Raw genomic sequence first — 13,848 nt, 5'->3', positions numbered from 1 at the left:
ATCAGTGCCCCGCTTACGTACGCACTACTGTCTCGGTCGGCCTAGGGTGGAGGTCAACCGCCGGGAGGTGGCCGTACGGAGCGCGGGGTCGTGCCAGAATGCTGTGCAGGTCCGTCGCGGTCCGCACGGCCTCACCGATCTCCGAGAGAGGCAACAGCCCCCCAGCGGGCATCTGGGTCCATAGTCGCCACGCGTTCGTTCGAGAGGTGTTCGTGTCGCCTGCAAGTTCGACTCGCTCGAAGCCACAAGAGCTGAACGAGCCCGTCATTCAGCGACTGCTCGAGCGTGGGCGCTCGCAGGGTTTCCTCGAGTCTGAGGATGTCCGTCAGGCCTTTGAGGAGGCGGACATCCCCATGTCGCACGCCGCCGCGTTCTTGCGGAACCTCAGCAAAGAGGGCGTGACCGTGGTCGTGACCGCCGCGGATTCGGCTGCGCCGAAGAAGTCTCGTGGTCCAGCAAAGCGCCGCACCGCTGCCCCCGTCAAGACCAAGACGGCAGCGGCCGCCAAAGAGCAGCAGCCCGAGACCGTGACCGCGGTCGTGGGCACCACTGAAGCCGAGCCGGCCGCCAAGAAGGCGGCCCCTGCCAAGAAGGCCGCTCCGGCGGCGAAGAAGGCCGCGGCTCCCGCCGCCGCCAAGAAGGCCGAGCCGAAGAGCGCTGGGCCTGCCGAGACCAAGCCGAAGCCCGAGTCCCGGGCCGACGCCGACGACGACGAGGACATCGAGCTCGACGGCGACGTGGAGCTGGAGGACCTCGAGGATATCGACGTCGAGGACGACGAGATCGTGGCCGAGGACTCCGACTCCGAAGGTGAGGAGGAGTCCGACGACGAGTCCGACGCCGAGCCCAAGCCTTCCGAGGTCGCCGCGGTCCAGAAGACCGAGGACGAGGTCCTCATCCTGTCCGACGACGACGATGACGCCCCGGTCGCCCAGGTGGCCGCCGCCGGCGCCACCGCCGACCCGGTCAAGGACTACCTCAAGCAGATCGGCAAGGTCCCCCTGCTCAACGCCGAGCAGGAGGTCGAGCTCGCCAAGCGCATCGAGGCGGGCCTGTTCGCCGAGGAGCAGCTCGGCGGCGGGGAGACCGAGGGGCTGCCGGTCGACGTCAAGGCCGAGCTGGAGTGGATCGCCGAGGACGGTCGCCGGGCCAAGAACCACCTGCTGGAGGCCAACCTCCGGCTCGTGGTCTCGCTGGCCAAGCGCTACACCGGCCGCGGCATGCTCTTCCTCGACCTGATCCAGGAAGGCAACCTGGGTCTGATCAGGGCCGTCGAGAAGTTCGACTACACCAAGGGCTACAAGTTCTCCACCTACGCCACGTGGTGGATCCGGCAGGCGATCACGCGTGCCATGGCCGACCAGGCGCGGACCATCCGCATCCCGGTCCACATGGTCGAAGTGATCAACAAGCTGGCCCGCGTCCAGCGGCAGATGCTGCAGGACCTGGGCCGCGAGCCCACGCCGGAAGAGCTGGCCCGCGAGCTGGACATGACGCCCGAGAAGGTCGTCGAGGTCCAGAAGTACGGCCGTGAGCCCATCTCTCTCCACACCCCGCTGGGTGAGGAGGGCGACAGCGAGTTCGGCGACCTCATCGAGGACTCCGAGGCCATCGTCCCAGCCGACGCCGTCAGCTTCACGCTGCTCCAGGAGCAGCTGCACTCCGTTCTCGACACGTTGTCGGAGCGGGAAGCGGGCGTCGTCTCGATGCGCTTCGGTCTCACCGACGGGCAGCCGAAGACGCTGGACGAGATCGGCAAGGTTTACGGGGTCACCCGTGAGCGCATCCGCCAGATCGAGTCGAAGACCATGTCCAAGCTGCGCCACCCCTCGCGCTCCCAGGTCCTCCGGGACTACTTGGACTAACACGCACGAATCCCCCGCCCCGCCCGGTCCTTCCGTGCGGGGCGGCGGCATTCCCACCCACCATTCCACTCCGCGTCTGCCACACCGCAGACGGCTCCGCCGCACACCCGCCACCCAGCCGACAGCCCTGTCTCACACCCCGTCACCCAACTGACGGCCCTGCTGCACGCCCCGCCACCCAGCCGACGGCTCTGCTGCACGCCGCGCCAGACCGCTGACGGCTCTACCGTACTCCCCGCACCGCCGCTGGATCATGGTCGCTCGTCGCACCGTTGGCACCTCGGCTGCACCCCCGCCCCCTCCGCACCGGCCGATGGCACCGCCGCTGCGCCGTCGGTGGCTTTTCGCAGTCCCCAACGCCTCAGTTGCACCATCGCCGCGCCGCCACACCCCGACGGGACCGCCGCTGCAGCGTGGATGGCTTGTCGCACTACCACCGCCCCCACTGCACCACGGGCGGTTCTGTCGCGCTCCCGTCGCTCTCCACCGCGCCTCGGGGCGCCCCCGGTCGCATCGCTGACGCCGCGTATATCCAGCGTCGCGGCCGTACGACACGCCCGGGCAGCCGGTGATCGTGCGAAAACGCCTGGGCAGTTCGCGATCGTGCGACACGCCCGGGGCGCTGCGCCGACTGTCGTGGCCCGTAGCCCGTAACGTGCCTCCGCCACGCCCGGGCGGCCCATGATCGTGCGACACGCCCGGGCGGCCCGCGATCGAGTGAATCGTCCAAGGCGCTGCGCCGACGATCGTGGCCCGTAGCCCGTAACGTGCCTCCGCCACGCCCGAGCTCAGGCGCATGCGCCTCGCCCGAGCCCGGATGTATGCCCGCGCCAGCGACGGTCAGCAGTCCCAGTACCCCCACCGCACGCCAATCGCCCCACCCCACGCCCGTTGTGGCACGGCTCGTGGGACGTATCCCCGCCTGAGGGTCGTCGCTACGGACGGTCACCGTCGAGAGGCGGCATCACCAGGGCGGGCCCGCCCTTGAACGGCTCCCGGCGATCGGGCGATGGGCAGCAGCCGCCCCGCGACCCCTTACTCCGGGTCGGTGACGTGCGCGTCGAGGGTCCAGGGGCGGTTGGCGCGGGCGGGCTCGGCCAGGTCGATGGTGTAGCCCAGGGCATCGAGGGTCTTGGCCAGCTCGTCAGGGGTGTCCGGGGCGGTGTCGTGCCGCAGAAGGGCTCGGGCGATCTCCCCCCGGGTCGCCTTGGCCATGTGGCTGACGACCTTGCCGTCCCGGAACACCCGTACCGTCACCGACCGTGTGCCAGGCTGCCAGGCGCTCGCGTACGTGGCCGAACGGAGATCCACCACCAGCCCCGGCACCCGGTCCAGCTCCTTGGCGATCAACGGACGCCAGAACGTGGCCAACCCGCCGAGAGGCGGGAGATTGACGCCCATCGAGAGCCGGTACGGCGGGATGAGATCTGTGATTCTCACCACACCCCACAGGCCGGAGAAGATCAGCACCGACTCCTCCGCCCGCCTCCGCGCCTCTTCGTCGAGGGTGCCCAGCCCGAGGTTGTCGTAGAGGACGCCGGTGTAGAGGTCGGCGGCGGGCAGGGTGGGGGCGGTCTTGAGGGCCGCGTTCTTGACCAGCTCGCCGGCGAGCCCAGGCGTGAGGCCGAGCACGTCGAGGGCGTCGCGGCGCTTGGAGGCCCGTACGAGCGCGTTCAGCACGCGCTTGCGGGCCTTGTCGAGGGTGGGGAAGGACAGCTCGCCGACGGGCGGCCCGCTGCCTTCGGGCGCCTTCCCCTCGGACGGCGGCAACAGGATCAGCACAACCCCTTACCTTATTGCTCCTGGTCGGAGGCTCTCCCGCCGTCCCCGTCACGATCTTTTACGGTGGCCCAAGCGGGCACCACCCGCCGACCGTGGCCGGGCTCTGTCCAGGGTGACGCTCACCGGGTGGACATGGCCGGCCGCCGCAACGGCGCCCCCTGGGCCATGTTCTTCGCTGAATCGTCGGCCTCGGGCGCAGGCTCCCGGCATGGCGGCGAGTCCCGCTCCGGCATGGGCCCGGCCCTGCGGCACGGTGTTGAAGCGTTCTGGGGAGGCTTCAGCCCCGGTGCCCGGCGGGCAGGAGGGTAGGCGTATTCGGAGGTCGGCTAGGCTGCGCGGGTGAATTTCGACCTCCTTGTCCATGAGGCCTGGCCCGCCTATGAGCAGCGCGTTCACGACGGATGGGTGCTTCGTTACGCCGGTGGCGTGACCAAGCGGGCCAACTCGGTACTCCCTCTGGACGAGCCCGCCGACCTGGACGGGGCGATCGAGGCGGCGGAGGCCTTCTACGGGGAGCGCGGGGTGCGTTGCGTCTTCTCGCTGGGGCCGAACGCCACGCCCGGGCTGGACGAGGAGCTGGAGCGGAGAGGCTATGAGCTGGTCGATCCGACCGTCATCATGGCCGGCTCGCCCGCCGGCCCTCCGCCCCCGTACCAGGTGAGGATCGAGGACCGGCCGTGGCAGGGCTGGCTGGAGACGTGGTGGGCCGTGGACGGTCGTTACGGCACCGGGTTCGAGGAGGCGGAGCGCATCTGCACCGGGGTGCCCGCCTGGTACGCGGCGTTCGAGGAGGACGGCGTGGCACTGGCCGTCGGCCGGGCCGTGCCCCAGGCCGGCACGTACGGTGTCCCTGGGGACGAGGCGTCCTCGCAGAGTGACACCCTTGGGATCTACTGCATGGCCACCCTGCCCCAGGCCCGCAGGCGAGGACTGGCTCGTGCGGTCATCCGGGCGCTCGTGCGGCATGCGGATGCGAAATCCGCCTACCTGGTCACCACGGCCCCGAACCTGGCCGCTCAGGCTCTCTACCGTGGTGAGGGACTCGAGATCGTGGACCGGTACCACTACCGGGTCCGCTGACCGGCCCCACTGTCGCTTTGGGCGCGGCCGATGCTCTGGGCACGACCGCGTCGTTATCGGTCCCGGCGGCCGCTCTGCGCGGCTCTGGCGTCCCGCAAAGTCGCGCGTCCGCCTGCGAAGCGGCGCGTCTTCCCGTGAAGTCGCGCGTCTGCCCGTGAAGCGGCGCGTCTGCCCGTGAAGTCGCGCGTCTGCCTGCGAAGTGGTCGGCCTACCTGCGAAGTCGCGCGTCTGCGTGTGCACCGGCCGTTTCGCTCGTATAAACCCCGTTCTCCGTGCATGACGGCGTGTCCCCGGGCATACCAGAGTGACTGAACGCAGAACGGCGGCCCCGGGCGGTGCCGGGGTCGCCGTTCTGCGTTGTCGCTATATGTGGTTATCTCAGCACGACAGGCGCTGCGTCAGCGCTCGTCGTTGGGGGCATTTGAAGGGGTTTCGCTGAGTCGAGCCGACTCGTCCAGGATGTCGGCACCCTTTTCGCGCAGCGCTGCGATGTGCTGACGCCCGTGGTGGGCGCAGAACAGCAACTCCCCACCCACAGGCAGGGTCGCGCGAATGTAGGCCTGGGCACCGCAGCGGTCGCAGCGGTCGAGGGCCGTCAGCGGCTTAACGGGGGCGAGAGCTCCAGTCACGTATCGCCTTTCGGGTCACCCCCGCCGAAGCGAGGATCTGGCGTCAGTCACTTGGAACAACATCTAACCGGACGTGGACGTTCCCAACCGCCCCCTCTCTACGCCCAGAGCGGAATGTGTCCCAAAGTAATGACGATCAGCCGGTTGGTAACAGCAAACGTGTCGGCATGGCAAGCTTGTACGCGCGCGTGTGGGAAGAACGGTAAGCTACGCACACGTGTTCGATGCCTAGACCAGGGGAGCTGGAGTGACGCTAGTGGAGGCGGGTTACACGGCTCGTCACCTGTCGGTGCTTGAGGGCCTGGAAGCAGTTCGCAAGCGCCCTGGTATGTACATCGGGTCCACCGACAGCCGCGGGCTCATGCACTGCCTCTGGGAGATCGTGGACAACGGCGTCGACGAGGCGCTGGCGGGTCATTGTGACCGCATCGAGGTCGAGCTCTACGCCGACGGTTCCATCGAGGTGCGCGACAACGGCCGGGGCATCCCCGTCGACATCGAGCCCAAGAGCGGTCTGGCCGGGGTCGAGCTGGTTTATACCAAGCTGCACGCGGGCGGCAAGTTCGGCGGCGGCTCCTACGGCGCGTCCGGTGGCCTGCACGGCGTCGGCGCCTCCGTGGTCAACGCCCTGTCCTCGCGAGTGGACGTCGAGGTCGACCGCGACGGCAAGGTCCACGAGATCAGCTTCCGCCGTGGCGTCCCCGGGATCTTCGACGGCCCCGGGCCCACCGCGAAGTTCAAGAAGAAGTCCGGCCTGCACATCGGCGACAAGCTCCCCAAGAACGTCGCCGGCACCCGTGTGCGCTTCTGGGCCGACAAGCAGATCTTCCTGCCCGACGCCGAGGTCTCGCTCGACGAGATCCACGTGCGCCTGCGGCAGACCGCGTTCCTGGTGCCCGGCCTGACGCTGGCCGTCTTCGACAGCAGGCACGAGGAGCGCACCGAGGAGGAGTTCCGCTTCGACGGCGGCATCTCCGAGTTCACCGAGTTCCTGGCCCGCGACGAGGCCGTGTGCGAGGTGCTGCGGCTGCAGGGCCTGGGCCACTTCCACGAGACCGTGCCGGTCCTCGACGACCAGGGCCACATGACGCCCACCGAGGTGCAGCGCGAGCTCACCGTCGACGTGGCGATCCGCTGGGGCAAGGGCTACGAGTCGACCGTCCGCTCGTTCGTCAACGTGATCTCCACCCCCAAGGGTGGCACCCACCTGACCGGGTTCGAGCGCGGCCTGGTGCGCACGGTCAACGAGCTGCTGCGCGAGACGCGCCTGCTGAAGAACGGCGACGACCCCGTCACCAACAGCGACATCTCCGAGGGCCTGACCGGCGTGGTCACGGTCCGGGTGCCGGAGCCGCAGTTCGAGGGCCAGACCAAGGAGGTGCTCGGCACCTCTGCGGCCACCCGCATCGTCTCCCACGTGGTCTCCCGCGAGCTGAGGGAGCTGTTCACCAACCCGCCGCGCGGCTTCAAGCAGCAGTTGCGCGCCGTGCTCGAGAAGATCGTCGCCGCCGCCAAGGCCCGCATCGCGGCCCGCGAGCACCGCGACAACCAGCGGCGCAAGAGCGCGCTGGAAAACTCGGCGCTCCCGGCGAAGCTGGTCGACTGCCGCAGCGACGGCATCGACCGCAGCGAGCTGTTCATCGTCGAGGGTGACTCGGCCCTTGGCACGGCCAAGCTGGCCCGCGACTCGGAGTTCCAGGCGCTGCTGCCGATCCGGGGCAAGATCCTCAACGTCCAGAAGGCGTCCGTGAGCGACATGCTCAAGAACGCCGAGTGCGCCGCCATCATCCAGGTCGTCGGGGCTGGGTCCGGGCGCTCGTTCGACATCGAATCCGCCCGCTACGGCAAGGTCATCCTCATGGCCGACGCCGACGTGGACGGTGCCCACATCCGCTGCCTGCTGCTGACCCTCTTCCACCGCTACATGCGGCCGATGGTGGAGGCGGGGCGCGTGTTCGCCGCCGTGCCGCCGCTGCACCGCATCGAGCTGACCAACCCCGGGCGGGGCAAGGAGAAGTACATCTACTGCTACTCGGACGCCGAGCTGCAGAAGGTGCTGCGTGATCTCGAACGCCGGGGCAAGCGGTGGAAGGACCCCGTGCAGCGGTACAAGGGTCTGGGCGAGATGGACGCCGACCAGCTGGCCGAGACGACCATGGACCCGCGCCACCGCGTCCTGCGCCGCGTCCGCATCGAGGACGTCGAGGAGGCCGAGGCCATCTTCAACCTGCTCATGGGGAGCGAGGTTGCGCCTCGGCGGGAGTTCATCGTCAACAGCGCCGCCGAGGTCGACCGCGACCACATCGACGCCTAGCTGTTCCGCCGTCCGGTGAGGACGTGGAGCCGTTCCGCCGTCCGGTGAGGTTGGGTACGCGACGGGCGTCTGGGAGGCCGCCCAGGGGGCCCAGGGAGAGACCGCCCCGGGGTGCCCAGGGTGGCTGGTGAGCTCGCTGTGAACGGTCAGGGGAGTTCCTGAGGCATGCGCGCGCGGCTCTGAGGTGCCATGCAGGGCCGTTTGGCGATCTCCTGGAGTGGTACGCCGGGTCGCGGCTCAGCGCGGCCTCTCGAGGCTCTGACGCGCGGAGCGGGGCCGCGAGGCAGGCTGCGACGTACGCCTCCACGAACTCCAGGCGCGGCCGCCAGCACGTACGAGATCGTGCTCGGGGGAATGATGGCGACTTCGGGCCCCGAGACCACCTTGGTTCCACCGAGCCGTCACATCGACGGCGAGCCCGCCCACAACCGCAACCGGCGCAGTGCCCCCACGAAGTCGTCCGCGCTCGTGCCGTCGGGGACGGGGGGAGAGCTCGGATCGCCCAAAGCGCGTCCTCTCGTACGAGGACGGGGGAGAGCTCGGATCGCCCGAAGCGCGTCCTCTCGAACGCGCTCAGGGCGGGTCCGGGGCGCCCGGTCATGCTGTACGGACCGGGCACCACTCAGGTCAGGTGAATTCTTTCAGAACGCGGCAGGCGTCAGCCGGCCCGTGCGGACGTCGTAGATGGCTCCCGCGATCGGCATGCCCTCCGGCAGGAACGGGCTGGTCCTGATGCGGGTGAGGTCGTGGCGGAGCGCCTCGGTCTGGTCGGGGACCGTGTGGAACTCCAGGCTGCGGGTGTCCACCCCGCGTTCCTGGGTGAGGGCGTGGACGTCCGGGTCGGTGACCTTGGCCATGCCGCAGTCCGTGTGGGGCATGACGAGCACGCGTTCCACGCCGAGCAGGTAGACGGCCAGCACCAGGGTGCGCAGGACGTCGTCCGTCACCCGGGCGCCCGCGTTGCGCAGGATCTTGGCGTCGCCGGGCTTCAGGCCCAGCAGGCCGAGCGGGTCGATGCGGGAGTCCATGCAGGTCACGACGGCCAGCCCACGGCCGGCGCGGCCGGTGAGGCCGGAGTTTCCGAACTTCTTGGCAAACCTCGCGTTGGCGGCATACAGGTCGTCGAACGCACTCATGCAACAAATGATGCACCGTGCCCCAAAGCCAGTGATAGACGGGGTGGCGACTGGCTGGAGTTGGCAAACGTCCCACGAAAAACCGTCACCTTGCGTGATGATGTCGTAGCCGTATGTACGTGATCGAAGAAGGTTTGTCGTGAGTAGGTCCGAATCGCTCGCCGAGTACCTCCGTGCCCAAGCCCGGCGCCGCCTCGACCGCGTGGAGTCCAAGGACGGCGGTCGCAACGCCAGGCTGGCCCTGGCTCTCCTCGACACCGCCGCCTATGCGGCCAGCCTGCCCGAGGACGATCCGCTGATCCTCATGCTGGACCAGGCGGGCTGCTACGGGCCCCTGGGGTGCGAGAGCTTCGACCCAGGGGAGGGAGGCAACCAGCTGATCCGCCACTGGGACGGCGGCGAGCCGCACGAACTGCTGCTGGCCCTCCCGCCCGCCGTCAGCGCCGCGGGCGCCTGAGCGGCCCGCCCGCTCGCCGCCCGCGGGCTCCGCCACGCGGGTGCCGCCGGGTTCGAGCACGTCGAACCCGGCGAACATGCGTGCCACTTTCTCGCGGCCGCAGCGCCGGCCCCTTCCCCGCGGCCCCCACCGCCAGGGCCGACCAGGTGACTGCCGGGGGCAGGCGGTGGCGACGCGCCACACGGGCAGACAGTGGGGGCACCTCAGACCGGCTTGCCGAGGTCGGTCGGCCGTCACCGCGTCCCGGTGCTGCTCGGCTGGGCACCGCCCGGTGAGCGGGGCTGGAACCGGATCACGCGGGAGCGTTGCCCGGCTTCCACTTGATGCCGCAGCCGAGCGAAGGGTTCTGCTCCCCGGGCACCGGCTCGCCCTCGAGCACGGCGTCGATGGCGGCGCGCAGCGACTCGCCGGTCACCGGCACCGAGTTGCCCGGCCTGGCGCCGTCGAACTCGCCTCGATAGACGAGCTGCAGGTGCGCGTCGTACAGGAAGAAGTCGGGCGTGCACGCCGCCCGGTAGGCCTTGGCGACCTCCTGGGTGTCGTCCAGCAGGTACGGAAACGCGAACCCGGCCCGCGCCGCCTGCTCCGCCAGGTGTGTCGGATCATCGTCCGGGTAGTTCACGCTGTCATTGCTGCTGATCGCGACTATGGAAAGCCTGGCGCCGTAGTCGGCGGCCAAGGCGCCGAGGCCCTTCTCGATGTGGCGCACATACGGGCAGTGGTTGGACAGGAAGACCACCAGAGTGGCGGGCGAGCCCTTGAGATCCCCGAGTGAGACACTGCCGCCGTCGATGGCGGTCAGGTCGAAGGCGGGTGCTGGGGTGCCGAGCGGCACCATGTACGAGTTGGCAGCCATGGCATCCATTCTCGTCTGCGGACGTGCCCGCAAAACGAAGACGTGCCCGCAAAACGAATATGAGAGGTGAATCGCGTGAGTGGCATCGCGGAGTTCCGCACTGTCGTGCTCGATTGTCCCGACCCCAGGGCGCTGGCCGAGTTCTACTCCCGGCTGCTGGGATGGCCCGTCACCTACGCCGATGACGAGTGGGTGGTGGTGAGCGACGGCGGTGCTCCCAAACGGGTGGGGTTCCAGCTCGCCCCCGACTTCCGGCCGCCCACCTGGCCGGATCCGGAACGCCCCCAGCAGCTCCACCTCGACGTAACGGTGGCCGACATGGACGAGGCGGAGAAGCAGGTGATCGAGATCGGCGCGACCAAGCACGGGCACCAGCCGAGCGAGGACGACAGCTTCCGGGTGTTCCTGGATCCGGCCGGACACCCGTTCTGCCTGTGCCGCGCCTGACGTGAGGGGCTGTCCCCGCCCCGGCGGGGACAGCCCCTCGTGACCTCAGCGGGCGGCCTGGGCCAGCAGGTCCACCGCCTTCCTCAGGTTGCCCGCCGCCAGCTCGTGGTCGGCCGCCGCCTGCAGGTCGGGCCGTCTGCCCGCGCCCTGCGCGACGTCCCTGGCCACCGACACGACGGCGTCGTCCACGGTGTACGCGTCCGTCTTCGACCGTTCGAGCAGCGTCGCGGCCGTGCCCAGGGCGCCCAGGACGGCCCGCGCGTCACGTACGGACCCGTCGGCGTTCCAGGCGCGCGCGGGCAGCGCGAGGACCAGCGACGCGGCCTTGGAGAACCCGTCGCCGGAGGCGAGCCGGTCGCGCGCCGCCTTGAGCCGGTCGCGGGCCCGGTCGGTACGCAGCCCCCACCCGTAAGGCCAGAGCGGGTCATAAGCCGCGTCGCCCACGTTGATCGGCAGCTGCGCCACCGAACGGAACCAGGTGAACGGCAGCCGCCCCGTGTACGGCACCGCCCCGAACAATGGGTCGGCCACCCCCGCGCCCTCGGTGCCCGGCAGCCAGGAGGCCACCACGGCCTCGACGCCCGACAGGTCGCCGAGCTGCAGCGGACGCCCGGAGACGACCAGGACCGCGCACTTCATCGCCCCGCACACCTTGTCGATCGCGGCCCGGTCGGCGGCCGACAGCTCCAGCGTGCGCCCGGCGCGGCCCACGTCGCCCTGTCCCTCGGCGTACGGGGTCTCGCCCACCACCACGACGCCCACGTCGTGCCCGGCCGGCTCGGCCGAGGCGTCGCGGGAGTACGTCACGGAGGACGCGCGGGAGCGGATGGCCGACAGGATCGTGGTGCCGGGAGTGATCGGCCCGGACGAGCCCTGCCAGCTGATCGTCCAGCCGCCGGCCTGGTTGCCGATGTCGTCGGCGTTCGAGCCGGCCACGTAGATCCTGGCGTCGCGGCGCAGGGGGAGCAGGCCGCCGTCGTTCTTCAGCAGCACCTGTGACCTGGCCGCCGCCGTGCGCGCGACCGCCCGGTGCGCCGCCGAGCCGACGTCGTCGATCCCCGACCGGTCGGCGTACGGGTGCTCGAACAGCCCCAGCCGGAACTTCTGGGTCAGGATCCTGGCGACCGCGTCGTCCACCCGGCTGACCGGCACGCGCCCGGCCTCGACCTCGGCCTTCAGCGTGCTCTCGAAGACCGGGTAGGCGTACGGCACCATGATCATGTCGAGCCCGGCGTTGACGGAGGTGCGCACGTCGCTCGGGTAGTCGCCGGGGATCTGGTCGATGGCCTGCCAGTCGCTGATCACGAACCCCTTGAAGCCCAGCCGGCCCTTGAGCACGTCCGTGATCAGCTCCTTGTGGGCGTGCATCTTGAGCGGCCCGTCACCGAAGTCGACGCTGGAGAACGACGGCATGACGGTGGCCACGCCGCGCTTGACCGCCTCCACGAACGGCGCCAGGTGGACCGCCTCCAGCTCCTGGCGGCCGACCTTGGTGACGCCCTGGTCGATCGTGTAGTCGCCGCTGGTCGAGGAGCCGTACGCGGTGCCGCCGTCGCCGACGTAGTGCTTGGCCGTGGCCAGCACCCCGTTGTCCTGCAGGCCGTCGATGACCGTGGCCATCCGCGACACCAGCGCCGGGTCCTCCCCGAACGACTCGTAGGCCCGCCCCCACCGGTCGTCGCGCGACACGCACAGGCACGGCGCGAAGTCCCAGGGGATGCCGGTGGCCTTGACCTCGCGGGCGGTGATCTCGCCCGCCCGCTCGACGAGGTCCGGGTCGCGGGTGGCGCCCAGGCCCACGTTGTGGGGGAAGATCGTCGCGCCGACCACGTTGTTGTGGCCGTGCACGGCGTCCACGCCGTAGATCAGCGGCACCTGGAGCCGGGTCCGCTGCGCCTGGAGCTGGAACGCGTCGATCATGTCGGCCCAGGCCCGCGGCGTGTTGGACGAGGGGGTGGAGCCGCCGCCCGACAGCAGGGAGCCGAGCACGTACGTGGCGATGTCGCTCTGCTTGCCCAGCGCGCCGCGCTCGGCCTGCGTCATCTGCCCGATCTTCTCGTCCGGCGTCATCCGCCCGATCAGGTCGGCGACGCGTTCCTTGATCGGTTTGCGGGGGTTCAGGTAGGGGAGGCCGTGCGCGTTGATCACGACCACCGGGGCCTCGGCCGGGGGCCTGGTGCCCGTGCCGGACAATTCGATCGGGATGGTCTCGGCGACCTCGTCCTGGCCGTCCTTCAGCGTCTTGACCGTGAACGCCTTGGCGGCCCCGGACGCCCTGCCCGCGGGGAACGTCAGCGTGCCTTCGACGGGCGTGTAGTCGCCGCCGGGGGTCGCGGTGCCCGTACCGGTCCTGTAGGTCACGGTCAGGTCGGCGGGCAGGGGGCGGCCGTCGGCGGTGGTGACGGTGACGTTGACCTTGGCCTCGCCCTTCTCGTTCACCGGGTAGACGGGCCGGTCGGTGGACAGCCTGACCGGGCGCGGGGGAGCGGTGCCGTAGAGCTCGACCTGGTCCCACTCCAGGGTGCCCTGGGAGGAGGCCGGGAGCCGCATCGAGTAGCCCCACATGGCGACCAGGTCCAGCTCACCGTCGGACGGCGCGCCGCCGGGCTGGTAGTCGGCGCGCCTGGTGAAGCTCCCGAACGGCACCTTCACCTGCCGCCAGCCCGCCGTGTCGTCGGTGAACGACGACTCGAACAGCTCGGCGGCGCCCGCCCCGCCGCCGCCGTCCTTGACCTCGAAGAAGATCTTCTGGCCCGAGGCGGCGCCGTTCACCCAGAAGGCGAAGCCCTCGTACGGGGACCAGTCCTGGGTGGCGGCCAGATCGTGCGACCAGCCGCCCCACTGGCTCACGGTGTAGACCGACTTGAGCACCCGGTTGGTCGCCGGGGCTCCCGGCCTGCCGGGGCCAGGCTCGATCGTGAGCGTGGGGGTCGAGGCCGCGTCGTTGCCCCAGGCGTACACGCCTGAGGGAACGCCGCCTGACTCGAAATCGGTGATCGTGAGGGGGTCGGCGGCCGCGGCCGCCTGTGGTGCGACGATCAGGGCGGCGACCAGGGAAAGAGCCACCCATAACGGGCGTCTGGCTCGGAACACGGTACCTCCAGTAGGAGAGAGAGCGCTCTCCCAGATGAGATCGGTGCCGATCCGTGATTCATAACAGGCGCTGTCGGGGGGGGGGGGGGGGGGGGGCGGGGCCGCGCGGGGGGGGGGGGGGGGCGGGCGCGCCGGCCCCCCCCCGGGCGCGGGCCCGCGCCCGGGCGGCGGGGGGCGCCCGCCCGGGCG

10 protein-coding genes are annotated in these 13,848 nt (G+C 70.3%); 5 read left to right on the top strand and 5 right to left on the bottom strand.

Features of this window, described 5'->3' with window-relative positions; genetic code table 11:
• Positions 1-212: 212 nt before the first annotated feature.
• Positions 213-1,865, top strand: coding sequence for an RNA polymerase sigma factor (locus ABZX61_RS46440; protein ID WP_355204569.1), 1,653 nt, complete (start codon positions 213-215; stop codon positions 1,863-1,865).
• A 1,035-nt stretch (positions 1,866-2,900) separates the two neighbouring features.
• Here ABZX61_RS46440 and ABZX61_RS46435 read toward each other — a convergent pair.
• Positions 2,901-3,647 (bottom strand): peroxide stress protein YaaA, encoded by a 747-nt coding sequence (locus ABZX61_RS46435; protein WP_355204566.1) that lies wholly within the window; start codon positions 3,645-3,647, stop codon positions 2,901-2,903.
• A 339-nt stretch (positions 3,648-3,986) separates the two neighbouring features.
• Between ABZX61_RS46435 and ABZX61_RS46430 the strand changes: the two genes are divergently transcribed.
• Positions 3,987-4,727 carry a GNAT family N-acetyltransferase gene (locus tag ABZX61_RS46430; protein ID WP_355204563.1) on the top strand — a complete coding sequence of 247 codons (741 nt, stop codon included), beginning with the start codon at positions 3,987-3,989 and terminating at the stop codon, positions 4,725-4,727.
• A 398-nt stretch (positions 4,728-5,125) separates the two neighbouring features.
• On the opposite strand, the gene ABZX61_RS46425 is transcribed toward ABZX61_RS46430, so the two are convergent.
• Positions 5,126-5,356 carry a hypothetical protein gene (locus ABZX61_RS46425; RefSeq protein ID WP_139635676.1) on the bottom strand — a complete coding sequence of 77 codons (231 nt, stop codon included), beginning with the start codon at positions 5,354-5,356 and terminating at the stop codon, positions 5,126-5,128.
• Positions 5,357-5,603: 247 nt separating this feature from the next.
• On the opposite strand from ABZX61_RS46425, the gene ABZX61_RS46420 reads away from it, so the two are divergent.
• A complete protein-coding gene (locus ABZX61_RS46420; protein ID WP_355204560.1) occupies positions 5,604-7,670 on the top strand; it encodes a DNA topoisomerase IV subunit B in 2,067 nt (688 codons plus the stop codon).
• A 641-nt stretch (positions 7,671-8,311) separates the two neighbouring features.
• On the opposite strand, the gene ABZX61_RS46415 is transcribed toward ABZX61_RS46420, so the two are convergent.
• Positions 8,312-8,806 carry a carbonic anhydrase gene (locus ABZX61_RS46415; RefSeq protein WP_350739128.1) on the bottom strand — a complete coding sequence of 165 codons (495 nt, stop codon included), beginning with the start codon at positions 8,804-8,806 and terminating at the stop codon, positions 8,312-8,314.
• Between the two features lie 139 nt (positions 8,807-8,945).
• Between ABZX61_RS46415 and ABZX61_RS46410 the strand changes: the two genes are divergently transcribed.
• Positions 8,946-9,263 (top strand): hypothetical protein, encoded by a 318-nt coding sequence (locus tag ABZX61_RS46410; protein WP_350739125.1) that lies wholly within the window; start codon positions 8,946-8,948, stop codon positions 9,261-9,263.
• A 292-nt stretch (positions 9,264-9,555) separates the two neighbouring features.
• Here ABZX61_RS46410 and ABZX61_RS46405 read toward each other — a convergent pair whose 3' ends face one another.
• Entirely contained in the window at positions 9,556-10,119 is a 564-nt protein-coding gene (locus ABZX61_RS46405) for a thioredoxin family protein (protein ID WP_355204557.1), read from the bottom strand.
• Between the two features lie 75 nt (positions 10,120-10,194).
• On the opposite strand from ABZX61_RS46405, the gene ABZX61_RS46400 reads away from it, so the two are divergent.
• A complete protein-coding gene (locus ABZX61_RS46400) occupies positions 10,195-10,566 on the top strand; it encodes a VOC family protein (RefSeq protein ID WP_355204555.1) in 372 nt (123 codons plus the stop codon).
• A gap of 45 nt (positions 10,567-10,611) precedes the next feature.
• Here the strand turns inward: ABZX61_RS46400 and ABZX61_RS46395 are convergent, their stop codons facing one another.
• Positions 10,612-13,659 (bottom strand): glycoside hydrolase family 3 N-terminal domain-containing protein, encoded by a 3,048-nt coding sequence (locus tag ABZX61_RS46395; RefSeq protein ID WP_355204553.1) that lies wholly within the window; start codon positions 13,657-13,659, stop codon positions 10,612-10,614.
• Between the last annotated feature and the right edge of the window lie 189 nt (positions 13,660-13,848).

The sequence above is a fragment of the Nonomuraea sp. NPDC003709 genome (genome assembly GCF_040610775.1).
GTDB classification, from domain to species: Bacteria; Actinomycetota; Actinomycetes; order Streptosporangiales; family Streptosporangiaceae; genus Nonomuraea; species Nonomuraea angiospora_A.
Note: the sequence above shows the minus strand (reverse complement) of the source record. Positions and strands in the feature narration are given on the sequence as shown.